Source organism: Streptomyces sp. NPDC002785, from assembly GCF_040295565.1.
Classification (GTDB): Bacteria; Actinomycetota; Actinomycetes; order Streptomycetales; family Streptomycetaceae; genus Streptomyces.
This window is the reverse complement of sequence record NZ_JBEOVN010000094.1, coordinates 1-26863: the sequence shown is the minus strand read 5'-3', so window position 1 is coordinate 26863 and position 26863 is coordinate 1. Positions and strand designations below refer to the sequence as shown.

General features: G+C 68.5%; 21 protein-coding genes and 2 pseudogenes. 13 read left to right on the top strand and 10 right to left on the bottom strand.

All coding sequences use genetic code 11. The features are described from left to right. Nucleotides 1-229 precede the first annotated feature (229 nt). Both ABTZ94_RS21780 and ABTZ94_RS21775 read right to left on the bottom strand, forming a co-directional pair. On the bottom strand, nt 230-2380 hold the full coding sequence (locus ABTZ94_RS21780) for a DUF6351 family protein (RefSeq protein WP_351202711.1): 2151 nt from the start codon (nt 2378-2380) through the stop codon (nt 230-232). A gap of 392 nt (nt 2381-2772) precedes the next feature. Next, nucleotides 2773-3915: a mandelate racemase/muconate lactonizing enzyme family protein gene (locus tag ABTZ94_RS21775; RefSeq protein WP_351202710.1), complete on the bottom strand. Its 1143-nt coding sequence runs from the start codon at nt 3913-3915 to the stop codon at nt 2773-2775. A gap of 235 nt (nt 3916-4150) precedes the next feature. Between ABTZ94_RS21775 and ABTZ94_RS21770 the strand changes: the two genes are divergently transcribed. The 10 genes from ABTZ94_RS21770 to ABTZ94_RS21725 all read left to right on the top strand — a co-directional run bounded on the left by ABTZ94_RS21770 (nt 4151) and on the right by ABTZ94_RS21725 (nt 17187). Beyond that, nucleotides 4151-5152, top strand: a complete 1002-nt coding sequence (locus tag ABTZ94_RS21770; RefSeq protein WP_351202709.1) for a LacI family DNA-binding transcriptional regulator — start codon at nt 4151-4153, stop codon at nt 5150-5152. A gap of 118 nt (nt 5153-5270) precedes the next feature. Beyond that, on the top strand, nt 5271-6611 hold the full coding sequence (locus tag ABTZ94_RS21765) for an ABC transporter substrate-binding protein (protein ID WP_351202708.1): 1341 nt from the start codon (nt 5271-5273) through the stop codon (nt 6609-6611). 7 nt (nt 6612-6618) lie between these two features. Continuing rightward, nucleotides 6619-7569: a carbohydrate ABC transporter permease gene (locus ABTZ94_RS21760; RefSeq protein WP_351202707.1), complete on the top strand. Its 951-nt coding sequence runs from the start codon at nt 6619-6621 to the stop codon at nt 7567-7569. Then, a complete protein-coding gene (locus ABTZ94_RS21755; RefSeq protein ID WP_351202706.1) occupies nt 7566-8444 on the top strand; it encodes a carbohydrate ABC transporter permease in 879 nt (292 codons plus the stop codon). The genes ABTZ94_RS21760 and ABTZ94_RS21755 overlap by 4 nt, the downstream gene beginning before the upstream one ends. A gap of 104 nt (nt 8445-8548) precedes the next feature. After that, on the top strand, nt 8549-10840 hold the full coding sequence (locus ABTZ94_RS21750) for a hypothetical protein (RefSeq protein ID WP_351202705.1): 2292 nt from the start codon (nt 8549-8551) through the stop codon (nt 10838-10840). 12 nt (nt 10841-10852) lie between these two features. After that, entirely contained in the window at nt 10853-13075 is a 2223-nt protein-coding gene (locus ABTZ94_RS21745) for an FAD-dependent oxidoreductase (protein WP_351202704.1), read from the top strand. A gap of 26 nt (nt 13076-13101) precedes the next feature. Beyond that, nucleotides 13102-13968 carry an NAD-dependent epimerase/dehydratase family protein gene (locus ABTZ94_RS21740; RefSeq protein ID WP_351202703.1) on the top strand — a complete coding sequence of 289 codons (867 nt, stop codon included), beginning with the start codon at nt 13102-13104 and terminating at the stop codon, nt 13966-13968. A gap of 448 nt (nt 13969-14416) precedes the next feature. Beyond that, the gene (locus ABTZ94_RS21735; RefSeq protein ID WP_351202702.1) at nt 14417-14959 is read left to right on the top strand and encodes a transposase; all 543 of its coding nucleotides are present in this window, start codon (nt 14417-14419) and stop codon (nt 14957-14959) included. 242 nt (nt 14960-15201) lie between these two features. Continuing rightward, nucleotides 15202-15900: a DUF1326 domain-containing protein gene (locus tag ABTZ94_RS21730; RefSeq protein ID WP_351202701.1), complete on the top strand. Its 699-nt coding sequence runs from the start codon at nt 15202-15204 to the stop codon at nt 15898-15900. A gap of 423 nt (nt 15901-16323) precedes the next feature. Beyond that, nucleotides 16324-17187 carry an SDR family oxidoreductase gene (locus ABTZ94_RS21725; protein ID WP_351202700.1) on the top strand — a complete coding sequence of 288 codons (864 nt, stop codon included), beginning with the start codon at nt 16324-16326 and terminating at the stop codon, nt 17185-17187. 244 nt (nt 17188-17431) lie between these two features. Here the strand turns inward: ABTZ94_RS21725 and ABTZ94_RS21720 are convergent, their stop codons facing one another. The 3 genes and pseudogenes from ABTZ94_RS21720 to ABTZ94_RS37930 all read right to left on the bottom strand — a co-directional run bounded on the left by ABTZ94_RS21720 (nt 17432) and on the right by ABTZ94_RS37930 (nt 19413). Next, a complete protein-coding gene (locus tag ABTZ94_RS21720; RefSeq protein WP_351202699.1) occupies nt 17432-18340 on the bottom strand; it encodes an aminoglycoside phosphotransferase family protein in 909 nt (302 codons plus the stop codon). 152 nt (nt 18341-18492) lie between these two features. Further along, nucleotides 18493-18942 carry a DUF5707 domain-containing protein gene (locus ABTZ94_RS21715; protein ID WP_351202698.1) on the bottom strand — a complete coding sequence of 150 codons (450 nt, stop codon included), beginning with the start codon at nt 18940-18942 and terminating at the stop codon, nt 18493-18495. Nucleotides 18943-18962: 20 nt separating this feature from the next. After that, nucleotides 18963-19413: pseudogene (locus tag ABTZ94_RS37930) on the bottom strand (transposase). Here ABTZ94_RS37930 and ABTZ94_RS37925 point away from each other — a divergent pair. Then, entirely contained in the window at nt 19334-19510 is a 177-nt protein-coding gene (locus ABTZ94_RS37925; RefSeq protein WP_502967284.1) for a hypothetical protein, read from the top strand. The pseudogene ABTZ94_RS37930 and the gene ABTZ94_RS37925 sit on opposite strands and share 80 nt — an antisense overlap. A 128-nt stretch (nt 19511-19638) precedes the next feature. Here the strand turns inward: ABTZ94_RS37925 and ABTZ94_RS21705 are convergent. From ABTZ94_RS21705 to ABTZ94_RS21690, 4 genes and pseudogenes are all read right to left on the bottom strand, one after another. After that, nucleotides 19639-19951: pseudogene (locus ABTZ94_RS21705) on the bottom strand (ISAzo13 family transposase); the annotation flags it as partial. A gap of 124 nt (nt 19952-20075) precedes the next feature. Beyond that, the gene (locus tag ABTZ94_RS21700; protein ID WP_351202697.1) at nt 20076-20597 is read right to left on the bottom strand and encodes a hypothetical protein; all 522 of its coding nucleotides are present in this window, start codon (nt 20595-20597) and stop codon (nt 20076-20078) included. A 125-nt stretch (nt 20598-20722) separates the two neighbouring features. Further along, entirely contained in the window at nt 20723-21592 is an 870-nt protein-coding gene (locus ABTZ94_RS21695) for an ABC transporter permease (protein WP_351202696.1), read from the bottom strand. Beyond that, nucleotides 21589-22203, bottom strand: a complete 615-nt coding sequence (locus ABTZ94_RS21690) for an ATP-binding cassette domain-containing protein (RefSeq protein WP_351202695.1) — start codon at nt 22201-22203, stop codon at nt 21589-21591. Before ABTZ94_RS21690 ends, ABTZ94_RS21695 begins: the two co-directional genes overlap by 4 nt. 398 nt (nt 22204-22601) lie before the next feature. Between ABTZ94_RS21690 and ABTZ94_RS21685 the strand changes: the two genes are divergently transcribed. Further along, nucleotides 22602-23978 (top strand): NAD(P)-binding domain-containing protein, encoded by a 1377-nt coding sequence (locus tag ABTZ94_RS21685; RefSeq protein WP_351202694.1) that lies wholly within the window; start codon nt 22602-22604, stop codon nt 23976-23978. Between the two features lie 25 nt (nt 23979-24003). After that, entirely contained in the window at nt 24004-25224 is a 1221-nt protein-coding gene (locus tag ABTZ94_RS21680) for a wax ester/triacylglycerol synthase domain-containing protein (protein ID WP_351202693.1), read from the top strand. A 62-nt stretch (nt 25225-25286) separates the two neighbouring features. Here ABTZ94_RS21680 and ABTZ94_RS21675 read toward each other — a convergent pair whose 3' ends face one another. After that, complete coding sequence (locus ABTZ94_RS21675) at nt 25287-26603, bottom strand: wax ester/triacylglycerol synthase domain-containing protein (RefSeq protein WP_351202692.1); 1317 nt, start codon at nt 26601-26603, stop codon at nt 25287-25289. Nucleotides 26604-26863 lie beyond the last annotated feature (260 nt).

The window sequence follows — 26863 nt, the reverse complement described above, 5'->3', positions numbered from 1 at the left end:
CCCGGCCGGGACCGGACACGGCCCGCCAGGGCTGGGAAAGCCGCCAGGCCGCCCCGCACGGCGATGCTCTCCTCCCCCCCACTGACCACAGGGGGGAAGAGAGCGGGTGACGACGCTTCAGCGGCCCGGAAACAGGTGCTGACCTGGGCGGACGCGGGAACTCACCACCACTGACACCAAAGCAAGAGATCGCACCTGCCCCTGTTTTGGCTCACCTGCCGCGATCCTGTCACTTCCGGTCGAAGGAGAGCCATGTACCGGCGAGGTCCTGCTGACCCACTCCGGGCCTGGACCAGTCACAGACACCGTCCCGGAAGATCGCCTTCAGATCCTTGAACTGGCCTTCGGTCACTGACACTCGGTAGTCCGAGCGGATCACGGGACGCTTGCGGCACTTGACGATGTCGTTGGCCACATCGGCTCCGGCGACCATCCGCGGCGATGTCCACACCGGGTAGAGGGTGTTGCACTCGGTGTTGTTGATGCCCTCAACCTGGGGCTCCGTGATCTTCTTCGCACCAATGCCACGGGTCCAGCAGGCGTCCGTGAGACCCTGCGGCTTGTGGCGGACGATCTTCTCGATGGGGGCGTCGTTGCCGGAGTCTCCCTTGATGCCGGTGAGCCACTGGTCCATGTCGGACAACATCCCGCCGAGAGTGAATCCGTGCCCGTCGGCGCGGGTGAGCATGACCTGGTTGGCGTGGGTGCCGTTGGTCTTGTCCAAGCGCGCCCGGGTGGAGAAGGAGTGGAAGCGCATGTGCATGTCGCCGGCCGACGCGTCGTCCGTGTAGTCGCGGTAGTCGATGATCGGAACTTCGGCGAGGCCGGCGCCGCCGTTCAGCATGCGGCCCGTGCGGTAGGCCGTCCGTACCGCCTGGGGATCGGCGACGGTGCGCTCCGCGGCGGGCTTGGCGTCGTCGTCGAAGCCGCCGATGCGCCGGTTCAGGTCAATGAACTGGTCCATGTCGATGGTCCTCTTGTTCAGGGCCTCAAGTCCGTACTGGATACCGGTGTTGTCGAGCGGCCTGCGCGCCTTCCCGGTCCCCGGTACTTTGCCGTAGGCGTTCACGGTGTGGCTGTAGACGTCACAGCGGGCACCGTCCGGGTTGGTGTCGGGGTCGTAGCGCTGTCCCTCGGGCAGCTGGGGCGGGCAGAACACCGTAGGGTCGATACGGCCGCCCGCCCGGGCCAGGCTGCCGATGCTCTCCCACTTGCCGAACCCGGAGACCGCCTTCTGCTGCTCCTTGGTGAACGCGTCCGGCGCGACTTCCTTGAAGTAGTGGTTCAGGAGCCGGGCGTCGCTGAGCGTGTGAATCGTCCCGAAGCCGACGTCGGGGAAGCTGCAGCCGGAGAGGATGCCGTCAAGCAGACCCGGGTAGTTGTCGGCGATCTGGTGGGTCTGGTACGAGCCGCCGGAGCAGCCGTTTCCGATGGTGAAGGCCGGGTCGCCGTACGTCTCCACGAAGCGTTCCTTGACCATGCTCATGGTCTCTGCGGCCAGCAGGTCGTTGCAGTTGTTTCCGAAGACGTTCAGCGTGGACGATGCGACGCCGTAGCCCTTGCTCAGATACGTGTCGTTCATGACGCCGACGGTGTTGCGGCCCTGGATGTACCAGCCGCTGGAACAGCCCCCTCCGAAGCCGTACACGAGGCGCCCGTTCCAGCCAGGCCCACGCTGCAGCGGGTCGGGGGTACCGGACTTCGGGTCGTGCAGCACGGCCGTCTCGTAGATGCCGCGGTTGATGGTGCCGGTCTCTACGCGGACGATGTACGGCACCTTCTTGCCCACGCTCGTCGTGGCGGTCGCCAGGTCGGCGGGACGGACGTTCTCGTCGGGCAACGGAACGAACTTGCCGGCCGTGGTGCGATACATGTAATCGACGCGGGTCTTGACCGAGCAGTCCTTGTCGATCGGCTGCCCGAGGGTGCCACCGGTGGCCGTCTTGAACTCGGCGGTGTCACAGACGAACGGCTGCTCGTGCGGCCCGGCGAACACCGGCCCCGTGATCGGATGGTTCTTCAGGGACAGTTGTCCGGAGCCCGCGCCCCGAGCCCTGGCCGTGAGCCTGTTGTCGCCCTTGGACAGCTCCTTCACCACGCCCATCAGCGCGTTGTCGCCGGAGGGCCGGAAACTCGAGGTCACGTCCCGGCCTTCCACCTCGACCCGGACTTCGTCGGCCGCTATGGAGGCGGGCACCTCGACGCGTATCAGGGCGTCGTCTCCCGACACCGTGCCGGGCCGCGACGACACGGCCGTCACCTGCAGCTTCTCGCGTTCCTGGCTGCCGGCCGGCGTCGCCGACGCGCCTACCAGCACGCCCATGAACGCTATGCCGACAAGGCCCAGTTCGACCGGCCTTGCGGCTCCTCTGAACGACACGACGGAACTCGCCCACTTCCTGGAGTCGGAGATCGTGCTCAGTGTGTAGACGCGGGTTGTGGGCCCGCCGGGACGGTAATGCGAATGTCCCGTTGTCATGGTGTGCAACTTGGTCAATGGCATGCACATGTAACATTTGGCTCAGCGTACGGCTGTGCCCGCCGATGAAGACGCCGAAGGACTTCAGACAGGCCGGGATCGGCTGCTTGTTGCCCCCGTCCGGCGGTGCCGGACAGGACAACCGGAACAACTATGTCGCAGACGAAGCGTCGCCGCCCCCACTCTGGTGTTGCGGCAGGGACACCGGCGGCTGATACGGCGGGGCGAAGGAGTCAGGTCCGGGCCCGCGCCGGTGGCCACGTCAAAGGCCTGCACGTTCCGGCCCTGCGCGGCTACCAGTTGGTAAACGCCCCGTCCGCCGTGCGCAAGTGCGGGCGCTCGGCCGCCGCGGCCTGATACCGCCGCGCCCCCTTCCGGTCGATGTCGACGCCGATGCCCGGCAGTTCACTCAGCTCCACCCGCCCCGGCAGGATCGTCGGCCGCGCGGTGAAGAGGGCGGCGACGGCCGGATCAAGGTCGGTCTGGTGCTCCTGGATCGCCACATTGGGGCAGGCCAGGTTGAGTTGGAGCGAGGAGGCGGCAGTGACCGGGCCGAGCGGGTTGTGGGTGGCGAGCTTGATGTGGTGGGTCTCCGCCATCGCCGCGATCTTCTTCGCCTCGGTCAGGCCCGCGGCCACCCCGACATCCACGCGCGCGTAATCGATGAGGTCGTCCTCGATGAGTGTCCTGAACTCCCATTTGGAGCCGTACTGCTCACCTGCGGCCAGTGGTACGCCGGTGCGGGCCCGCAGCATGCGGTAGCTGTCCGGGTTCTCACAGCGCAGTGGGTCCTCGACGAAGTACGGGCGGGCCGCCTCGATCTCCCGGCACAGGGTCAGCGCCTCCGGCGGATCCAGGCGCGTATGGACGTCGAGGATCAGCTCCACCTCGTCGCCGACCGCGTCCCGCACCTGGTGGAAGAGGTCGACCGAGTCGCGCAGGCAGCGGCGTGCGTCAAGCGTGCCGTCGGCGTCGTGCGGCGAGGCGAACCGCAGATGGCGCCAGCCCTCGGCGACCAGGTCGCGGCAGCGGTCCAGGAACCACGCGCGGTCGTGGTAGCCGTCGCCGACATGCACATAGGCGGGTACGTGATCACGCACCCGGCCGCCGAGGAGCTCATGCACCGGTACGCCGAGCGCCTTGCCGCGGATGTCCCAGAGTGCCACGTCCACCGCAGCGACGGCAGCGCCGAGTATGCGGTCGGCGGGGAAGAACCCGCGCCGGAACATCACCTGCCAGAGGTGCTCGATCCGTCGCGGGTCCTCGCCGACGATCAGCTCCGCGAGGTGCTCGAGCCCCCCCGCGACCGCCCGTTGGCGCGACCTGATGCCGACCTCGCCCAGGCCGTGGATGCCCTCGTCGGTGTCGACCACGACCAGCATCATGCTGTCGCCGTGGTCGGGGAGAGTCAGCACTTCCAGGCCGGTGATCTTCATTCCACTCCTCTATGAAAACGTTCCCGCAATTTCAGTGCCGTTCTTGAGAACACATCATCGGCAGCAGTCGAGTCGAAGCGCAAGACCCGTGCAACCAGAAGGTTTTCCTCGATGAAATAGTCCTGACACACGTCTTGACACGCCATGGGAACGTTCGCAAACATCAACCGCATTCGCAGGATCCAGATGCGAGACGACCGGGGTCCCCCGGCTCAAGTCGACGAGGAGGCCGTCCGTGGCAGTCACGATCCGGGAGGTGGCGAGCGCCGCGGGCGTCTCGGTGTCGACGGTGTCCCGTGCGTTCACCGCACCCGACCAGGTGCAGCCGACGACGCGGCAGCGCATCCTCGACGCCGCGGCCAAGCTCGGCTACTCCCCCAACCCGGCGGCCCGTTCACTGCGCGGCGGCGGCACCGGAACGCTCGGCCTGATTGTGCCGGACATCGCCAACCCGTTCTTCCCTCCGATCATCAAGGCGATGCAGGCCCGCGCCCGGCACCTGGGCTACACGGTTCTGGTCGCCGACAGCGACGAGCGCGAGGCGGACGAGCTGGCCGCCATCGCGGCCGTATCGAAGCGGGTCGACGGCCTGATCCTGTGGGCCTCCACCCTCACCGAGGACCGGCTCCATGAACTCGCGGGCCGGATGCCGCTGGTGGTGGTGAACCGTCACGTGCCGGGCATCCCCGAGGTCCGGATCTCACTGTCCGCCGGCATCGCGCAGGCCGCCGAGCAGTTGAAGGCGTACGGTCATCGGCGCTGCATCTTCATCAACGCGTCCCGCGCCGAGCTGAGCCGCGGGAAGTCCATCCAGGAGTCCTTCGAAGCGCTCGACCTCTCCCTGTCCGAGCTCGGCCCGTACGAGCCGCGGTTCGAGACAGGCGTGCACGCCGCCACCCTCGTCGCCGCCCACGATGCGACGGCCGTGATCGCCCACAACGACCTGGTCGCCCTCGGCGTGCTGCACCAGATGGCCAACCTCGGCGTAAGCGTGCCGCGCGACGTCAGCGTCATCGGCATCGACGACACGCTGCTCGCCTCCGTCTCCACCCCCGGCCTCACCACGATCAGGATCGACCCCGAAGAGATCGCCACGCGGGCGGGGGACCTCCTGATCGAGACGATCGCGAGCACAACAGGACGTACTGGACAAGGACTTGAAGTCACTTCCCCCTTTGTCGAGATCGGCTCCCGCCTGATCCCCCGCGCCTCGACGGGCCCCGCACCCGCCCACTGATCCACGGCCGCACCACCACAACGAGCAAAGCACCGCACTACACCGCACCGAGCCCACTCCTGCCCTTCTTGGAGCCGTTATGCCCAGAAACTCCCGCTGTGCGGCCATACTTGGCTGCATGGCGCTGACCGCGACCCTCGCGGGCTGTTCCTCCCTCACCCCGAGCCGCGCCGGCGGGGACGGCGATCTCGTGCTGCGGGTGCAGGGCATGCCGCCGGCCACCGACAAGCCCGGGGTCGCCCTGTTCAAGAAGCAGGTGGCCGACTTCGAGAAGGCCAACCCGGGCATCAAGGTCAAGGGTTCGACCACGGTCTTCGACCCGCTGACGTTCTCCGCGAAACTGTCCGGCGGCAATGTCGAGGACGTCATCAAGGTGCCGCTGACCGAGCCGCAGCGGCTCATCCAGCAGAAGCAGGTCCAGCCGATCACCGGGCAGCTCAAGGAGTGGAAGCACTTCAAGGAGTTCAACCCTCAGGTCCTCCAGCCGCTGACCGACAGCGCCGACGACGTGTACGGCATACCGCAGAATCCGTACGCCCAGGGCCTGGTCTACAACCGCGAGCTCTTCGAGAAGGCCGGCCTCGACCCCGACAGACCGCCGACCACCTGGGCGGAAGTCCGCACCGCCGCCAAGAGGATCAGCGACCGGACCGGCAAGGCGGGCTTCGTCCACGAGTCCAAGGACAACCAGGGCGGCTGGCAGCTGACGATGCTGTCCTACGCCTTCGGTGGCGAGCTGGAGAAGGAGCAGGGTGGCAAGTACACCGCTACGCTCACCGGGGAGCCGACGAAGAAGGGGTTGCGGCTGCTCAAGGACATGCGCTGGAAGGACGATTCGCTCGGCAAAACCCTGCTCAACAATCAGAACGACGTGATCAAGCAGTTCGCGGCCGGGCAGGTCGGCATGTTCATGGGCAGCCCGGGGACGTACCGACTGGCGAAGATGCAGTTCGGCATGGAGAACACCGACGCCTTCGGAGTGGCCCCGATGCCGCAGTCCGGCGGCGACGCGACACTCACCGGCGGCGACATCTATATGGTCCCGAAGTCCGCCGACAAGAAGCACACGGCAGCCGCCGTCGAGTGGCTGACCTTCGCCTATGCCAAGCCGCAGTACAGCACCGACATCGCCGCCGAACAGGCCAAGGCGCTCTCTGCTGACCCGAAGTCCGCGGTGGGCGTGCCGACGCTGCCGGTCTTCGACAAGAAACGGCAGACCGAGATCGACGCCGCGATCAAGCCGTACATCAATGTGAAGCTGCAGAACTTCAAGCCGTACATCGACGGCATCTCCACGCTGAAGCTGAAGCCGGAGCCGCCGTACCAGGCGCAGAAGGTGTACACCGCGCTCGACCCGGTGGTCCAGGCGGTGCTCACCAAGCGCGACGCCAACATCGACTCCTTGCTGGCCTCGGCCGAGAAGGACGTCAATGCCAAGCTCGCCGCGGACCAGAAGTAGCCGCCCCATGGCCCTGCTCACTCCGTCCCGGCGCCCGGCCGCTGTGTCCAAGGAGCCCGCGCCGCGAACCCTGCCGCAGCGGCGGCGTGGCACCGGCGCCCGCAAACAGCTCACGGCCTGGCTGTTCCTCGTCCCCGCGCTGCTGATCTTCGGGCTCTTCGCCTGGTGGCCGATCGTGCGCAGCCTGCTGCTCGGCTTCCAGAAGACCAACCTGGTCGAGCCCGCGGCCTGGGTCGGCCTGGACAACTTCCGTGCCCTTTTCGACGATCCACTGCTCGGCACTGCCGTCGGGAACACCCTGTTCTTCGTGGTCCTCGGCCTGCTGATCGGCTTCCCGGCGCCGCTGATCCTTGCCGCGATCATGTCGACGGTGCGGCGCGGCGCGGGCGTCTACCGCTTCCTGGTGTATCTGCCGGTGGTCATCCCGCCAGTAGTGGCGATCCTGCTCTGGAAGTGGTTCTACGATCCTGGGAGCGGGCTCTTCAACAACGTCCTCGGCATGGTCGGGCTCGGCCCGTACTCGTGGCTGGAGTCCTCCGACAGCGCCATGCTCTCGCTGGTCCTGGAGGCCACCTGGGCGGGCATGGGCGGCGCCGTCCTGATCTACCTCGCGGCGATGGTCGGCGTCCCCGGCGAACTCTATGAGGCCGCCGAGGTGGACGGCGCCGGGATCTGGCGGCGGATCTGGCATGTGATGCTTCCCCAACTCCGCTCTGTCATCGGTCTGTTGCTGCTCGTCCAGCTGATCAACACGGTGCAGGTCTTCACCGAGCCGTACGTCTTCACCGGCGGCGGACCCGAGAACTCCACCCTCACGGTCCTGCTGTTGATCTTCCGGTACGCCTTCCAGGACGGCGAGTACGGCCAGGCCGCCGCGCTCTCCTTCCTGATGGTGCTCGCCCTCGCCCTGCTCTCCGCGGTCTATCTGCGGGCCACCCGCAGCTGGAGCACGTCATGACCACGCTCACCACCTTCGTCTCCGCCAACGACCGCCAACGCCCCGGCGTACGCGCCTCAGTGCGCTCCATCCAGGTGCTCACCCTGATCCTGCTGCTGCTCATCGGCATCGGACCGCTGTACTGGATGGTCAAGGGCGCGGTCTCACCGCCCACCGAGCTCACCACTCAGCCCCTGGCCCTCTGGCCGGACCGGCCGGCCCTGGGCAACTTCTCGACGGCATACACCGATCTGAGTGTCGGCCGCTATCTGATGAACACGTTCCTGGTGGTCGGCGGATCGTGGTTCGTGCAGCTGTTCGTCTCGGCCACGGCGGGCTTCGCCCTTTCGGTGCTCAGGCCGAGGTTCGGCAAGGCCGTCTACGGGGCGATCCTCGCCACCATGTTCGTGCCGTACACAGTGAACATGGTCAGCCTCTTCATGACCGTGATCGATGTGCCGTTCCTGCACCTCAACCTGGGCGACACCTACTGGGCGATCTGGCTGCCGGCCGGCACGAACGCCTTCACGGTGCTACTCGCCAAGCAGTTCTTCGACGCCCTGCCGAAAGAGCTGTTCGACGCGGCGCGGGTCGACGGGGCGAGTACCTGGCAACTGCTTACCAAGATCGTGCTGCCCATGAGCAAGCCGGTGCTCGCCGTGATCAGTCTGCTCGCGGTGATGCACTCCTGGAAGGACTTCATCTGGCCGCTGGTGGCCATCACCGACCCCGAGAAGCAGCCGATCAGCGTCGCTCTCGCGCAGCTCGCCATGCAGGCTCCGCAGGACCAGCTGATGGCCGCGATGGTGCTCGCCGTCACCCCGCCGGTGCTCGTCTTCGTCGTCTGCCAGAAGTACATCGTCGCCGGGCTCGGCTTCACCGGAGTCAAGGGCTGAGTTCCACCGGAGCCAACGGCCGAGCTCTCAACTCCCCCAACATGCCTTCCGCTTCGGAACATTCGGAGCATCCGGAACACCCCGACCAAGAGAAGGGCACCTCCATGTCAGTCGCCCGCCGCAGATTCATCCAGGGCACCGCCGTCGCCACCGGCGCCGCACTGCTGCCGACCGTTCCCGCGTACGCCGCGGAACCGATCACCATCGAGGCCGACGGCATCACCCTGGTCGGCCGTAGCGACGGCAGCGTCCTCGTGCAGGACGGTGCGGGCGCCGACCGCATCCTGCTCAGCCACTTCATGATCAAGGACACCACGCTCGGCCAGCAGCGCACCTTCGGCGGTACGCCCGCCCGGATCACGCTCCCCGACGGGCGGCCCGCGATTCAGGTCACGTACACGATGGCGAGCGGCACGTCCGGAGTCACCGTGCGCGGCACCTTCGACGTCACCCCTCACAAGGCACACATGAAGTGGGAGGTCGGCGGCTCCAGCACGCTCACACCGGCCGGCTTCATGTTCTCCCGCACGGTGTACGGGGCGAGCGCGGCGGAGTCGTACGAAGCGCTGACCGTCTGGGAGCGGGATGCCCGAGGTGGCATTCCGTACGAGGTGAACGCGGGCGGCGCGTACGTGGAGACGTGGGCGGGATCGAAGGGCTTCTTCTGCCTCTCGTCCACCAACCCCGCGAGTACGAACGCCACATGGGTCCATTCCCCCGGCACCTCGACCGGCGCGGGCACCGCGGTCACCGCGGCTGATCTGGTCCTCGGCGATCTGCGGCCGCGCGGGGCGGGAGCGCTCGCTGCCAAGAGGCCCCTCGGCGTGGAGGTGTGGACCGACCAGCCGTTCAACCTCTACAAGGCGGCCGGGCAGACGATGACGCTCAAGGCGCAGGTCGTCAACGGCTCCGCCGCGGCCAGGACGGTGACGCTCACCTGGTGGGCGCGGGACTTCGGCGGCAAGAAGATCGCCGGTGGAACGCTCTCCAAGAACCTGGCGGCGGGCGCCGCCTGGAACGCCTCCTTTCCCCTCACCTCGCCCTCGCAGAACATCGTGTTCACCGAGGTGGAGGCGGTCAGCGGCAGCAACAAGGCGCTGGCCCGCACGAATCTGGGCGTGCTCCCGGAGTTCACGTACAAGGCGGGCAAGGAGTCGATGTTCGGCCTTGCCAACTACCCCTGGCTGCTTGAGCCCGGCAAGGACGCCGTACTCGGGCTGGTCAAGACGCTCGGCATCAAGTGGATCCGCATCGCCTACGCAGGCGCCCCGGGCCTCGACACCGCGACTCTGGACGCGAACGGCATCGGGCACAACGTGGAGCTGAGCGGCATCCCAGTGGGCGGTAGTCCGGAGCAGATCGCAGCCTGGGCCGACACGAATGTCGCCAAGGCCCTGGACGCCGAGGCCGCGTACTTCGAGGTGAGCAACGAGGTCAACCAGCCCTGGATGTCGGGCCGCGGCGCCGACGCCTACGTCCGGGACGGTCTGCGCCAGGTCACCACGCGCCTTGACGCGGCGGGCTCGCGGATGAAGGTCATGAACGCCGGCCTCGGCGGCATGGACTACGTATGGACCAAGAACTTCCATGACGCGGGCGGCTGGGACCTCATCGACGCCTTCGCCTTCCACCCCGGTCGCGGCAACTTCACGCCCGACTTCGCGCCGCCGCCCGAGGAGTGGACGCAAGGGTCGTCCGGCTCGTACTGGAACTTCCTCGGTGCGCTGCGCAAAGCGAACCAGGTCCTGGAGGAGTACGGCGGCGACAAGGAGCTGTGGCTCACCGAGGCATACGCACCGACCCGGCCCAACGCGTGGTGGAGCGACACCTACCGTCACGCCGCCGAGAACACGCTGCTCACGCTCGCTCTCGCAAAGTCCGAGAAGGTGCGCGCCGTCAACTGGTACCAGCTGCACGACTCGACGATCCACCACCCCCAGGAGGCCGACCCGGCCAATCCCGAGTACCACTACGGCCTGATGAACCGCGACACCAGCGCCAAGCCCTCGCTCCTCGCCTTCGCGACCGCCGCCCGGGTCCTGGACGAGGCCGAGTTCGTCCGGCATCTCGCCTTCGCGGACCAGGACATCAAGGGGCTCCTCTTCACCACTCCCGAAGGACCGGTGTCGATCATCTGGAGCCGCAAGGACGGGTACATCCTCAACTCCGAGCACGGCGAGGATCCTTGGTACGCATCGCCCGAGCCCTGGATCGACACCTGGACGACCAGGACCGCGGTTGTCGCCCACTCGGGGACGGTCAACGGCACGGTGCGGGAGCTGAACTGCATCGGCCAGGAGCGCTCTCTGAAAGCCTCCCGCGGCAAGATCACCCTCACCCTCGACGGTGCCCCGCGCATCTACTACGGTCTCGCCGCCAATCCCGACTGGAAGTAAGTGACGTACGACATGAGGAATGAAACCGCACGGCACGACATCACCGTCGTCGGCGGCGGCCTGGCCGGGGTCTGCGCGGCGATCGCCGCGGCCCGGCTCGGCCGGAGCGTCGCGCTGATCAACAACAGGCCGGTGCTCGGCGGCAACGCGAGCAGCGAGGTCCGGGTCTGGGTGTGCGGCGCGACCGGCCACGGCAAGAATCACCATGCCCGTGAGGGCGGCATCATGGGCGAGTTGCTCGTGGAGAACCAGTTCCGCAACCCGGACGGGAATCCCTACTACTGGGACGCCGTGGTCCTGGATGCCGTGCGCGCCGAGCCCGGCATCACGCTCTACCTCAACACCGACGTGCGCGAGGTCGATGCCGAAGGTCCCGACGAGGCCCGGCGGATCACCTCGGTCACCGGCTGGATGATGGGCTCGGAGCGGCGGATACGCTTCGAGAGCTCCCTCTTCCTCGACTGCACGGGAGACGGCCTGATCGGCCACCTGGCGGGCGCCCACCACCGCATCGGCCGGGAATCGCGCGCCGAGTACGACGAGGCATGGGCTCCGGAGACGGCCGATGACATCACCCTGGGCTCAACCCTCCTCTTCTATACGAAGGATGCCGGTCACCCGGTCAAATTCGTGCCGCCGAACTTCGCCAAGGACATCACCCAGACCTCCATCCCGCAGCGCCGAATCATCAAGGCGGGCGACAACGGTTGCGCGTACTGGTGGATCGAGTTCGGCGGCGAGCTCGACACCGTCCACGACAACGAACACATCCGTGACGAGCTGTGGTCCGTGATCCACGGCATCTGGGACCACATCAAGAACTCCGGCGACTTCGACGCGGCGAACATGACCCTGGAGTGGGTGGGCTCGGTCCCCGGCAAACGGGAATACCGGCGCTTCCTCGGCGACTACGTCCTGCACCAGGGCGACATCCTCGGCCAGACCGAGTTCGCCGACCGGGTCGCTTTCGGCGGCTGGTCGATCGACCTGCATCCGCCGCAGGGCATGTTCGCCACCGAGGCAGGCGCCAGACAGCTCTACGCGGACGGCATTTACCACATTCCGTACCGCAGCCTCTACTCGGTGAACACCGCGAACCTGCTCTTCGCCGGGCGCAACATCTCCGCCAGCCATGTCGCCTTCGGCTCGACCCGCGTCATGGCGACCTGCGCCACGATCGGCCAGGCTGCCGGCACGGCGGCGGCACTCTGCGCCATCGGGGATGTCACCCCGCGCGAACTCCCCGTACCCGAGCTGCACAGGGCGCTGCTGCGCCAGGATGCCTCGCTCATCGGCCTCGCCTCGACGGACCCGGAGGACCTGGCCCTGCGGGCGACGGCCACGGCCTCATCCACCTTGAGCGGCTTGGCAGTCGAGGACTCCGACGAGCGATGGCCGCTCGCGGCGGACGCCGGACTCGTCCTCCCCGCGGACCCGGACCTCTCCGGGCTGGAGCTGCTCGTCGACGCCGACCGCGACACCAAGATCGTGATCGATCTGTACGATCCCGAACTCGGCCAGAACTACGTCCCGCGCCGCCTCGTCACCTCCACCACCCTGCCCGTCGCCGCCGGTGCCCGGCAGTGGATCAAGACGGGCCTGGACTGGTCTCCCGAAACCCCGCGCAACGCCTTCCTGGTCGTCCGCGCCAACGACGCCCTCGCTCTGCACCGCTCCGACCGCCCGACCCCCGGCGTCCTGTGCTTCACGCGCGTCCCGCCGCGCCCGTCGGACGAATCGCCGCAGTTGCTGCGCGAGTGGACGGACTTGGGTCTGCTGCGCCGCACGTTCTGCTTCCGTACGGGAGAGACCGCGGCCTACTCCCCCGCCAAGGCCACCGACGGCTATGCCCGCCCGTACGCAGGACCGCACATGTGGGTCTCCGCACCACTGGCGGACGTCCCTTTTCCCTGGCTCGAGTTGGCCTGGCCCGAACCGGTCGCCCTGGGCCGGATCGAGGTCATCGCCGACGACGACGTCAACGAGGACCTGATCAACTTGCACCATCACCGCACGCCCTTCGACACCCTCCCCACCCTCCTTCGCGACTACCGCGTCGAGGCGCTGGATACTGATGGCACCTGGCGCGTCATCGCCCGTGCGGCGCAGAATCGGCGGCGACGCGAGATGCACACGCTGGCGGAGCCGGTCACCACATCCGCGATCCGGGTCGTCGTCGAAGCCACCAACGGGGCGGCGTCGGCGCACGTCGTCGCAGTGCGCGCCTACAAGTAGAAGCACCGACGCAGGAGAGTGACTGGATGATTGGCAGAGCGATGGTCACCGGGGCCGCCGGGCGGATCGGGCGAGCAGTCCTCGCGCTGCTCGCCGAGCGCGGGATCGAGGCGAACGCCTTGGTCCTCGATGATCCCGGCGATCTCGCGGCGCGCCTGGTCGTGACCGGTGACGCCGCCGACGCGAAGACCGTGCAGGCGGCTCTGGAGGGCGCCGACGCGGTCATCCACCTGGCGGCGATCCCGACTCCCGCGCGCAACACCGCGCTTGAGGTCTTCGCGGGGAACAGCCTCTCCACCTTCACCGTCCTGGAGGAGGCCGGCCGGGCCGGGATCCGGCATGCGGCGGTGGCGAGCTCATGGGGTGTCACGGGCCTGCCCTGGACGGACGTTGAGGATCCGCATCCGCCGTACGCACCGGTCGATGAGGCAATGACCTCCCAGGTGGCCGACCCTTACGGCCTCTCCAAACAGGTCGACGAGCTGACAGCGCGGATGATGGCGCGGCGGCACGGGATGAGCGTGGTGTGCCTGCGCTATCCGTACGTGGGCGGATTCGAGGAACGGCTGCATGCGCACGCCGCCCGGCTCACAGCCGACCCGGCCGCGGGGGCAAGGGACCTGTGGACGTACCTCGAGGTCCATGACGCGGCGAGGGCCGCGCTGCTGGCCTTGGACGTACCCGGCCGTGCGGCGCACGCGGTACACCTCTGCGCCCCCGAGATCATCGTGCCCTACCCGACGGAGGAGTTGCTGCGCCGCTACCACCCCACCACCGTGCTGCGGCGCCCGCTGCCGGGTCGCGCGGCGCCGGTCGACATCTCGGCCGCGCGCAGGCTGCTCGGGTTCACAGCACGGAATCTTCTCGGTCACGGGGCGGTTACCCCGCAGTGAGATCATGACGGCCGCCGAACCACCGCAGAACAGGAGAGAAACAGGACGGGCGTTGTCAACTTGTCCGGGGCTTGTCTGGCTGACAAGCTGTTGCCCTCCGATCGTGCGGTCATTCTTGATCGAACAGGCTGCTGGATCGGGTGAGTTCGTCGCTGTGTACGCATGAAGGAAGGGCCTCCTGGTAGCTCGCGGTTGTTGAAGCCAGAGCGACAGGGAGGCCCTTGTTGTTGCCGTCTTGTGTGGTCACCCCCGTGGAGTCCAGCTCGTCCACCTCGGGGTGTGACTGTCTCGTCCACAGGTTCAGGAATGCCGCCGACCAGCCCGGCCGGGAGTCCCACTACCCGTCGGACTTGAGCGACGCGGAGTGGGCGGTGATCCGGCAGGCTCTTCCGACGTCAGCCTGGATGGAGAGCCGGGCGGCCGGCCCGAGGGCTACTGTCACCGCCAGATGCTCGACGCGGTCCGCTACGTGGTCGACAACGGGATCAAGTGGCGTTCCCTGCCCGTGGACTTCCCGCCCTGGACCCGCGTCTACGCGTTCTTCCGCCGCTGGCGCGAGACCGGCCTGATCCGGGAACTGCATGACCGGCTGCGTGAGCGTGTCCGCCAGGCGGAAGGCCGGGAGACGGAGCCGACGGCAGCCGTCGTGGACAAGGGTGGCGACGCCGGAAGCCACCCTGGCCAGCACGTCAGTGGGCTGGTGGCCTCGGAAGACCCGTGTGAGTCCTGCGCCGAGCGTGGAGACAAAGGCTGTGGCACAGGCCGCGACCGACCGAAGGGCCTGGGCGGGCGGAGCTTTCCGAGTTCGGCAAGGACGGGCACCTGCGAACGAAGGGTGTCGGCCGCCATTGTGATTCGCCTGCCTGATGGGGGAATGCCGCGGTGCCTGGAGCGAGCCGAGGCGCCGGGTTCCTTCGGTCCGCACGTCCCAATCGTCGGGACGGCTGGTCCGGGTAGGACCTGGAAGCAGGGCCCCGCTTCGACGATGTGAGATGGAGGCCCGTACATGGGCCAACGCGCTGGCATCGCCGCAGTCGTGCACCGCAGATAGGGGTGCACCGCCTGGTGTCTGCCCATTGGAGCGACGAAGAGCCCCGCCGGCTACGAACACCCAGGCAACCCGTTCGACCGAGGTACCCCCAGGGGGTAGTTGACGTGGGGGCATGGCGAGCCTTAGCCTCTCCCTTGTCCATGGGATACCCCCTAGGGGTATAAGCGATCTGAGAGGCCACCATGTGCACCACTTCCGCCGCATCGCAAAGCGTCCCCGCCGTCGTCCGAGCAGGCACGAATGACGGCACACTGCCCGACTGGCACTTACGGGGCGAGTGGTTCGACGTGTGCAGCTGTGCGCTGCCCTGCCCCTGTACGTTCGCCCAGACGCCGACCCACGGGGACTGTCTCTTCACGCTCGTCTGGCAGATTCACGAAGGGCACTTCGGGGATGTGCGCCTGGACGGCCTGGGCGTGGTGGCACTGGGCGAGTTCGCCGGGAATATGTGGGTCGGTGACCCGGACGCCACGATGAAGGTGATGCTCTACATCGACGCCAAGGGTGACCAGGCCCAGCGTGGCGCGCTGGAGCAGATCTTCGCCGGTCATGTCGGCGGCTGGCCGGGCCAGTTCGGCTCGCTCATCAGCGAACTGCGCGAGGTGCGGTACGCGCCGGTCCACTTCGAATCCGCCGAGGATCTCTCGTACTGGCGGGCCCGTGTCGCCGACAAGGTCTCCGTCGGCGCGACCGCACTCACCGGCCCCACTGCCGACCCCTCCCGTCGCGTCCAGCTGATCAATGCTCCGGGCGCCGAGGTCGGCCCCGGCCAGATCGCTACCTGGGGCGTCGTCGAGAGCGACCGCGCGGAAGGGTTCGACTTCTCCCATGAATACCGTGGTGGATCCAGCAAGCACTTCCCCTTCGACTGGCGCCCCTGACCACGGAGCAGGGGCAGGAAGGCGGTCAGGGGCCTCGTCCGGCGGCTGATCGGACGTCCGGCTCGTGACGGCCAGCTCGTGACGTCCACGAGCTGGCCGTCCCAGGCGCCGCCGGAGCTTGGCCGGGAGGGGAACAGATGCAGCACCTCGCGGTGTACCTCGGTGAAGGTCACGCTCTCGTACTGCTCGGCAAGGGCCTCCGCGGCCTCGCCGTATCCGGCGGTACTGGCCATGGCCTGCAACTGCTCGCCGGCTGTGTCGCTATTCATGGCGAGGCACCCTACGTCTGCTTCGGCCCGGCCACCACGATGAAGGTCACTGCTGCCGATGGTGTGCTGCCGGCCGTCGATTGCCGGGTCTACGAGGGCCTCGTTCTGTCTGGCGACTTCACCACCGATCCCCCGTCCGCTAGCGTGTCGGTCCATGAAGGTCCTGGTCATCGGTGGCAGTGGGTTCCTGGGGACCGAACTGGTCCGCCAAGCCACCGCGGCGGGGCACGAGACGGCCGCGACATTCGCCTCCCGGCCAGGCAGGACCCCGGGTGCTGCCTGGCATCCTCTCGACGTCCGGGATCCTGCGCGGGTCGCCAGGGTAATCACCGACGTGGCCCCCTCAGTCGTCATCAACGCGTCCAGCGGCAACTCCGACTGGGAAGTCACCGCCGACGGCGCGATCCACGTGGCGCTGGTCGCCGTCGAGCAGGGCTGCCGCTTGGTCCATGTCTCCAGCGACGCGGTGTTCTCCGGCGTGCACGTCCACTACGACGAGAGCTGCCTGCCCGATCCGGTCAGCCCGTACGGCGCCGCGAAGGCCGCCGCCGAGACAGCGGTGCGGCTCCTGGTGCCAGGCGCCGCCGTCGCCCGCACCTCGCTGATCATCGGACACGGCCGATCCGTGCACGAGCGCATGGTGCATGCCCTGGCAGCCGGTACCCGCGACGGGGTGCTGTTCACCGACGACATCCGCTGCCCGGTCCATGTCGAAGACCTGGCAGCCGCCTTGTGGGAGATCACGCTGTCCGACACGGCTGGGGTGTTCCACCTCGCCGGGCCGGACGCCCTGAGCCGTCACGACCTCGGCGCACTCATCGCCCGGCGGGAAGGGCTTGACGGCGCGCAGCTACCCGCCGGCCGACGAGCCGACACCTCCCTGCCCGGAGCCCTCGACGTACGCCTCGACAGCCGCGCAACGCAGGAGCGGTTGCAGACCAGACTGCGCGGCGCCCGCGAGTTCCTCCGCGGAGACGGCCCTGGCGTCAACCATCGCGATCAAGTGTCACCCATCTAGAAATGTCGCACTGCAGCATCCAACAACGACTGGATCCAGGTGACGGATGTCCCTGCGAAGTGACATCTTGTCCCGTCCCATCGGAAGTGATCTGTCGATGACGCTGCGACCTGGGCGGTGCAGCTTCGGTGAGACGAACTGAGTGGAGAGCGTGTCGGCGAAGGTGTCCCATTCCGCGCGGCGTTCCGCCGCGTGTCATGGAACCTGCGCCGTTTTACCCTTCCTTCTGTGCCGGGGAGGCCACTCAACGCGTAGCGGCGTCGGCGAGGATTGCCTGAAGTCGTGCTCGGCATTCGGCGACGAAGGCGGGGAAGGTGTCCCAGTAGTAGGAGATCCCACTGACGCCCACCGCGACCGCCCAGGCGCGGGCGCGGGTCCAGGTCAAATCGTTGAGGTTCAGGGTGTCCCAGTAGGCCTGTCGGGCTTGTGGCGGCAGATCCCAGACTGTGGAGTGCTCGGCGTCGGGGAAGCCGACCGAGAGTCCTCCGAAGTCGATGACTGCGTGGAGCTTGCCTTCCCGGACCAAGAGGTTGGTCGGCTTGAGGTCGCCGTGGAGCCACATCTGAGGCCCCGAGGGCTCGGGCAGTGCGAGCGCGGCTCGCCACAACTGTTCCAGAGTGTCAACGTCGAGCTCAGAACCCACCGTGGTTCGGCAGTCGTCGAGACACCCAGTGATCCACTGGTCGCACGGCTTCAGGCTGCCTCCGCGGTACCAGCTGAGGCTGTCCGTGCGGGTCGCTCCCATGAGGTCGATGCGGTGAAGTTCCCTCACGACCGCCGCCAGGTCGGCTCCGAAAGCGGTCCAGTCCCGGACGGTGTCCGGGCCGGCTTCGTCACCGTCAATCCAACGGTAGACCGACCAGACCAGTGGAAAGGCGTTGGTGGGCGTCCCGGCGTGGACGGGTTCGGGAATCGGACATGAAAGGAGGGGCGCCAGGCGAGGAAGCCACTCCTGTTCCTTCCGCACGGACTGTCCATTGTCGGCGGTTCGTGGAAGTCGCACCAGCAGGTCATTGCCCAGCCGATACATGGTGTTGTCCGTACCTGCGCCTGCGGGCGACAACGGTAGGTCAGCCCACTCTGGGCGCTGTGCCTTCAGCAGCGATCGGACTAGCGTCTCGTCGACTGGGATCTCATTCTCGTGAAGCGTCACGCCGGAAGTCTCACCGCTGGATGGAACAGGAAGCCAGTGACTTTTCGTCAGATCTGGTCTTGACCCGTCCGATTGAGGCGACAGGGTGTCATGAGGGAACGGGCGGGATGGGTCGGCCGGGCGCCTCGGAGGCGCCCGGCCGCGGTGGCGGGTCAGTGTGTGACGTTGAATGTGGCGGCGCGGGACACGAATGTCGTGTCCCCGTCCTTGGCCGTCGCCAGCGCCGAAACGTACCAGGTGCCCTCGGCCAGCTCGGCTGCCTCCTCCTTCGTGGCCCGCAGCGTGTAGGTGCAGTGGGACATCTCGGCCGTGGTGCTGCGGCACGTGGCGCTTTCCACGTACCGAAGCTCCGCCTCAGTCGGATCGAGCCCCGAACTCGCGGGCCACGCAAGGACCTTGAGGCTCCGGATGCCCGAGTGGTCACCCGCGTCCACAGTGAAAGTGAGTGCGCCTGCGTTGCCGTTGGACGGAGCAACGTAGCGGGCCGCACCGTTCTCCAAGGTCGGCTCCGTGGCGGCCGAGGCTGTGGCGAGGCCACCGGCGGCAATTCCGCCGAGGTTGACAGCCCCGATGAGCGACGAAACGAGAATGCGCTTGGACATGAGAATTCCTCCTGAATTCGTTAGGGAGCAGGTGTTGTGTACCTACTGATCCGAAACTCATTGGGTTCACTCCGAGGGTGTGGGGTGCCGAAGTGTCCTCGCACGATGTGGGGTTGGCGTTTCCGGCGGTGGAAGAGTCTGCGGTTTTCGGCGGCGAGTTCGGCCTGGTTCCTGGCCCGGTGGCTGTGGGGCAGGCTGCGTTTGAGGTCGGCGTTGACCAACTCGTCCGGGTTCAGCTCGGGTGAGTACGAGGGCAGGAAGTGGAGCTCGAGCTGGTCCTTGTGGTCGGCGAGCCAGGCCCGGACGGTCTTCGAGCGGTGGGCCGAGCCGGTCGACGATCAGGTGGACCTTGTGGTCGAAGTGCCCGACGAGCCGGGCGAGGAAGCGGCACATGACCTTCACGTCGAACGACTCGGTGAAGACCATGAAGTGCATCCGGCCGCGGGTGCTGATCGCGGACATCGCGTTCACGGAGAACCGGTTTCCGGTACGGCGGACGACCGGCGTCCGACCCTTGGCACCCCAGGTCCACAACTGGCCAGAAAGCCCCGGGCCGGAGGGAGTGTGATCGAGCACTGCCTGTCGCACAGCGGCCTGCTCGACCTCCGACAGGACCTGATGCTCACCCACCCGGCGGCCCGCGGACGGGACAGCAGCACGTCCCTGCCACCCTCCTGCCACCTCGCCCACCAGTTGGCGCATGTCCGGATCGACCAGCGCCAACAGTGCAGGTCGAGCCCCGTATCCACCTCGGCGGCTTTCTTGCGCCCGCCGCCGGGGCGGCGGACCCGACCCAGCGGCTCCGCCCCGCTTCCAACTCGTCGGCGCCCTTGCGGACGGTGGTCTCGCTGGCTTCGGCCGCCTGCGCGACGGCCCGGCTCCCGCCCTGTCACAGGATCCGGGCCTCGGCCCCCATCAATAGACGGCGCCGGCGCTCGTCCAGGTGCGGAAACAACACCGCGAATCTCACAGGCTCGGTCTCGTCCGGCGCTTCCGTACCGTCGGCCAAGGCTACGACCACGGCCTCGACACCCTTGCGCAGCTACGGAGTCGATGTGGCCGACTGAGGCCGTCGGGTCGGACGACGGACGGAAACGTCAGGCGGCGGTTGGGGCGTCCTCCGACGGGTCTCGCTACCAGCCGGCCTTTACCCCGTTGTAGGCCTTACGGCAGTCGGTGTTGGTGGCCTCCACGGCGAGCTTCTGCATGGCGTTCTGCCAGACCTTCTTGGCCACCTTCTCCAACTCCCGTGTCTGAGCAGGGACGTTCGGGGCGTGCTTCTTGATCGTCCCGATGGCGGAGGTGGTGAACTTGTTGCACGCGGGTCCGGAGGCGTTCCGGTAGCGGGTGTCCAGGTCCGTGGCCACCGCTTGGCCGTTCTTGGTGGCCCAGTTGTTCCAGGCCGCGCACGCCTCCTGGGTGAAGGCCTGCTGGTCGGCCTCGCTCAGGTTCCCGACCTCGTTCAGCATGGCGCTCTGGACCTTGTCGGGGACCGTGAAGTCCGCGACGGGGAACTTGTCGAGGGTTGTGAGCAGCGCCTCCTGACACGCGGGCGGCAGCGGAGCCGCCTGGGCGGAGGCGGGGAAGGCCAGGGCGGAGGCGGACAGGAGAGCCGCGGTGAGGACCGTGCGCTGGACGGTACGCGAAAGGGTCATGGGGTGGTACTCCTTGGCATGAAGAATGTGGTGGTCAGGGGGCGAATCAACGCCCGGTTACAGAACGATCTCCGGCTCCCGCAGGTCACGGCGGCTGTCCGGCCGGACGGCCGGTGGCCCGCCCGTCAGATGGGTCGTACGCGCTGTGCGGCTGCGCCGGGCTCCATCGTGTGCGCGGGCGCGCCCGCGTTCACGCCGGGCCCGGAGTGGTCTGGGGTGCGTCGCTTCCGTTCCGGTGGGAGTGCGTCGCGGGTACGCCGGCGGAAGACCACGAACCCGGCCAGCGCCGCCACCGTGAGCCAGAGCAACTGGATCGCGAGGCCCTGGGCCACCGGCGCGGTGGAGAAGGCCGCGGACATGCTGGCCTGCACGGCTCCGTACGACGGCAGGAAGCGCACAACGGCGCTGTCCGACCCGGAGCTCGACAGGGGGTTCTGCAGGGCGACGTCGATGATGCTGATCATCAGGATGGCGAACATGCCCTCCACCTCACGGCGGAGCACCGAGCCGAAAACCACTCCGAGCGCGCCGTAGGTCAGGGCGGCGCAGAACAGCGCGGCAGCGAGCATGAGGGGCTGTCGGGGGGACCAGGCGAAGCCGGCGGCGGCCGTGGCGTATGCCGCGACGGCGGCGCAGACCAGGGTGAGCGCGGAAAGCTTGGCGAGGACCAGGTGGTGACGCGGGTACCCCGCCATGGCCAGGCGCCGGTCGAAGGCACCGCCCGTGAAGGTGGCGGCGAACATCATGAACCCGGCGATCAGGGTGACCGCGTTCAGGGCGCCGGTGATCTGGGTGAGGTGATTGCCGGGCGGGGTCAGGACCTCGTCCGTGGCCCGCAGCCGGAATGGCGCCGGCCGGTCGGGAATGGTCACGTAGGCCAGGGCGATCCATACGGGGATGTACAGCACCACCAGCAGCATCGCGAACCGGTTGCGGGCGTGACCGATCAGCGCGTACCGGGAGGCCGTGGTGAACAGGGACCAGTGTTGCCTCATGCCGCCGCCTCCGAGCACCGGTCCTGGCGGTGGAGGCGCCCGTCCTCCAGGCGCCAGAGCTGGTCCAGCCGCTCGATGTCGTACGCCAGGTGGGAGACGACCAGCACCGAGCGTCCGGCATCGCGCAGCCTTGTCGCCAGCTCCCAGAAGCGCAGGTACGTCTCCCAGTCGAAGCCCTGGTAGGGCTCGTCCAGCAGCAGCACGTCCGGGTCGTGCATGAGCGCGAGGGTCAGGTTCAGCTTCTGCCGTGAGCCCCCGCTGAGCAGACCCGTGCGCTGGTCGAGGTACTCGGTGAAGGCCAGGGTCTCCATCACTTCCTCGGCTCGCCGCAGGTCCGCGAGCCTGAAGGCGTGCCGGAAGAAGTCCAGGTGCTGGCGGACGGTGAAGGAGTCGTCCAGGACCACGGACTGCGGGCAGTAGCCGAACCTGCCGCTGTGGTGCACCGAGCCCCGGTCCGGCCCGAGTTCACCGGAGAGGATCTTCAGCAGCGTCGTCTTGCCGGCGCCGTTCTCCCCGACGATCCCGGCAAGGACCCCGGGCCGCAGCCGGAGGTCGACGCCCCGTAGAACGGCGTGCTGCCGGTAGGAGTGGTGCACATCTGTGACGTCCATCGCGCTGCTCCGTCGTGCCAGGTCTTCCGGATGGCCACGGAACCGGTCCGTGTCTTCCGATGGGCGGCGGAACCGGTCCGCCTGTGCCCAACGAGCAGGCAGCGCAACGGAAACGGCGCCAGGAGCGGTTCCGTTCCACGGCGTCAATCCGGCGCACACCGCGTCACGCGTGCGGCGGTTTTGCCGACGGAAACAGGTTTCGGGGCAACCGGGGCGGCTAGCGTGGCCAGGACTGGGGTGTCGGCAGGTCCGCCCAGGTTCCGCCCCGGTCCGCGGGTCAGGTACCGGGCCCGGGCGTCCAGGTCCGCCCGTCCTGACGCCGTCGCCTCGCCCCTCTGGCGGTCCCGTTCACATGGATGCCGGAGACGTCACGCACGTACGAGGAAGGTCGGTCAGTCATGCGGAGAACATGTGTGATCGGCGCCGGCCCGTCCGGCCTGGCCGCGAGCAAGGTCTTTGCCTCGCGGAACGTTCCGTTCGACTGCTTCGAGGCCGGGTCGGGCATCGGCGGACTCTGGCGGTACGGCAACGACAACGGCATGTCGGGGGTGTACGCGTCGCTGCACGCGAACATCTCGAAGGAGAGCATGTCCTTCTCCTCCCTGGCCATGCCGGAGACCTACCCGGTCTTTCCGCACCACAGCATGGTCCTGGCCTATCTGGAGGATTACGCCGCGTCGTTCGGCCTGCATCGCCACATCGTGTTCGGCACAAGCGTCACCTCGGTGCGGCCCCTGGACGACGGCGGCTGGGAGGTGGTCTGCCGACGCCGTGGCGGCGTGGCCGAGGAGACGCGGCGCTACACCGAGGTGGTGGTGGCCAACGGGCACCACTGGGACCCGCGCCTCCCGGCCCCCGCCGTGCCCGGTGCCGAGGAATTCGAGGGGACCGCGATCCACTCGCACGACTACCGCACCCCTGACCCGTACGCCGGTCGGCGGGTGCTGGTGATCGGCATGGGCAACTCCGCGTGCGAAATCGCGGCGGAGATCTCGCGTACGGCGGCGCGGACGTTCCTCTCCGCGCGCGACGCGGCCCATCTGTTCCCCAAGATGCTGCTCGGCCGTCCGGCGGACCACCTGCTGTGGAGCCCGCTGTCCGATCTCCCGCGGTTCCTCAAGGATCCGGCGTTGCGGCTCCTCCTGCGGCTCACCCGCGGTGCCCCGGCTCATTACGGGCTCCCCGAACCGGTCTGCGGACCGCTCGCCAGCCACCCCTCCACCTCCGACGAACTCCTCGTCCAGCTGGCCCGGGGCGCGGTCACACCGAAGCCCGGCGTCAGTTCCTTCGGCCGGGACACAGCGGCCTTCAGGGACGGCAGCCGTGAATCGGTGGACTCCGTGGTGTACGCCACGGGCTACAAGATCTCCTTCCCCTTCCTGGAACCCTCCCTGTTCGCCGCCTCGGACGGCCGCACGGAGCTCTATCTGCGCACGGTCCCGCCCAGCATCCCCGGGCTCTACTTCATGGGGCTCGCGCAGCCCTCCGGTGCGGCCTTCCCGCTGCTCGAACCGCAGGCGGAATGGATCGCCGAGCTGATCGAGGGCGCGGTCGCCCTGCCGTCGCCGACGGACCTGACGCGGGCGATCGCGCGCGAGTGGCGCCGCCATCGCAAGACGTACGTGTCCACCTACCGCCACGGGATCGAAATTGACTTCCACTCCTACCGAAGAGCCCTCCGCCGGGAACGCCGGGCAGGCAGGCGTCGCGCACCCGGCGCCGTCCCGGCCCTGCCCGCCGTGGCCGGCCCCGCCCCGGCGGCCGACGCCTTGTGATCCGCTCAGTCAGGTGTTCCACCGGATGTCCGGCACGCACCAGTTGGCGGTGGGGTGGGCGGTGCGCTTCCGTGGGGAGCCGCCCTCACCGGACGCCCTGCGCCGGCACGTACGGGCCAGGCTCGCGGACCTTCCGACGCTGACCCACCGTGTCGAGGAGGGGCTGGGGCCTCGTCCCTGCTTCGTGCCCGTCCCGGACCTCGACCTGCGTCAGCATGTACGCGGTCTGCTCGTGACGGATCCCCGGGAGCAGTGGCAGGACTGTCTCCAGGAAGTGCTGGTGCGGCCGCTGCCGGACGCACGCCGCCCGCCCTGGGACCTCTGGCTGATTCGCGGGTACACCGGTACCACTGGCCTGCCCGAGTACGTGCTGGTGTTCCGCATCCACCACGCTCTGGAAGACGGCGCGGGGCACCACTACGTACTGCGGACGCTGTTCACCCCGCGCGTCGCACCGCAAAGGTCGCCCGGCGTCCAGGACACGCCTCCGCCCGCCGTCAGCGTGGGGCGGGTCTCCTCCCGTGCCGTGCTGGGCATCATGAGCGACGTCGCCCGGAGCCTGCGGGACAGCGGCACCTGGTCCGTGTTGCGTCGGCAGCCGACGGGGAAGCTCGCCACGGCCGTCGGGACAGTACAGACCCGGCGGCTGCTTGCTGTCTCCCGGGCCCTCGGTACCGACGTCAGCGCGGTCTTCCTGACCGCGCTGACCGGGGCGATGCGAGCTGTCGCCCTGGCCGGGGGAGAGCGTCCGGCTCCTCTCACACTCCTCTGGCCCCTGTCGGTCCGGACCGGTGGCGAACGGGGCGCGGTGGGCAACTTCCTCACCATGGTGCGTCTCCGGCTGCCCTGTGAGGAGCCCCTTCCTCTGCGCCGTCTCGCCTCTCTCTCACGCCAATTGGAGCCCGGGCGCGTCGAGCGGAGGATGCACACCTCCCGCGCTCTCATGCGGCGCGCGCCGCGTCCGGTGAGCCTTGGCACGCTGCGGCTGCTCATGCGTCCGCGCCACGCCTCCCTCACCGGCACCTACTTCCCCGCGGCCTTGCCGCAGCCGGTCCTCGGTGAGGCGCGGATGGACGGCGCGCTCGGGCTGGGCGCTCCCCTGCCCGGTCAGCTCTGCCATCTGACGCTGCTCAGGTACCGGGCCGAGTGCACGCTCTCCGTCGTACACGACACGGCCTTCGCCCGCGGCGCGGACCTCCCGGGGCTGTGGCTGACGGCCCTGGCAGAACTCGAAGCGGTGGTCTGACACAGACGGCTTGGCCCGGGGCCGCACCCGAGCGATCGGTACAGCCCCCGGCGCCACCGCGTTCACACCGGCGCAGAGGTTCCCTCCAGTTCACCCACGGCCTGCTCCCACAGTTCCGGAAGCAGCTCCCCGAGCGGAAGGGCGCGGTCGGCCACGAAGGACACCTCGGTCCAGTTGCCGAAGAACGACAGGCCCACTCCGAAGAGGTGCCCTGGCACGAGCAGGGGGAGCAGGGCGATGCCCGTCACCTGGGTGTCCCCCAGGCTTCCCTTGTCGGCGACCGGCATGGACGTGGCCATGACGCCGGTGACGCGCGGGGAGAGCATCCTTCGCAGATACCACTCGGTCGGGCGGTCCGGCATGTAGCGGACCAGGTCCTGAATGGCCTGCCGCCATGCCTCGCCCCGCAGTTTCCGGGTCGTGGCCATGACGTGCTCCAGTCGCCGCAGGGGCGAGTCGCCGTCCTGGGACCCGGTCCCGCGTTCCGGGACGGTCCGCACGGGCAGCTCCAGCGGCAGGGCGAAACAGCGGTTGCCCCAGGTCTGTTCCTCGTCCGGACGGCGTGCGTCAACGGGCAGCAGTGCCGTCACCCGAGGAAGCGGTACGCCGGACCGGGCCGACCAGGCAGACAACGCCCCGGCGAGCGCGGCCAGATGGACGTCGTGGGCCGATCCGCCATGTGCCGTAGCGATCCGGCGGAGGGCGTCCGCCGGTACGCGGCCCCGCCACAGCCGCCGCTCTCCCGTGGGGACGAAGGGGACGGCCGGACGGTGGCCGCGAACGGCGAGGGAGCCGGCCAGGAACATCGTGGTCAGCCCGACCCCCGTGCCCACCCGTCGGGGCAGACCGGCCAGGCGGCCCTTCCTCGGCACCGGACGGGCCGAGGGCTCCCCCTCGCCCAGCATGGCCCGGAAAGTCATCGCGGCGGCCGAACCGTCCTGGCAGGCGTGGTGGAAGCGGTAGCACACGGCGTACGCGTCAGGCGCATGGCCGTGGACCAGCCAGACCCCCCAGTAGGTACCGGGCGCGAACGGCGCGTTGAGCGCGGTGTGCAGGGCGGTGTCCCACCCCGTGGGGCCCTTTGCGACCACCTCGTGGACGTGCCGGTCGACGGTGAAGTCCGCGTCCGGCCGCCACCGGGGGCGCCGTGAGCCGCCCTCGACCCGGCTCGTGAGCAGAGGTAGCCGGCCCAGACCTAAGCCCACGTACGCGCGGAGGTCTGCCAGGCTCGGGGGCGGACCGCTCAGGTACGCGACGCCGCCGGCGTCCCAGCGGACGTCGGGGTGGCGGCGTTCCATGCTGAGGAACGCGCGGTCGACCGAGTGGGTGGGGTGGCTGGGGAAGGAAACGGACTGGGCTGACGGATCGGACACGGGCATCGGGGAACTCCAGTTCGTGCCAACGGACGGGCAGGCGGGGCGAGGCCGGGCGCTCGGCCACCCCGACCGACCGGGACGGACCACCGATCAGAAGGGCCGCCGACCAGTGCGAGTCCGCAGCGACGCCGAACGCGTCACCTCGGCCTGAATAAGACCGCCCGGCAGATGGGGGGTGGGAGAAGGAGCGGGGCTGGGTGCGTGCAGCTGCGAGGCGGAGGATTGAGGCAGATGGGGTCTCCCCTGCTCGAGCGCAGCCGAGA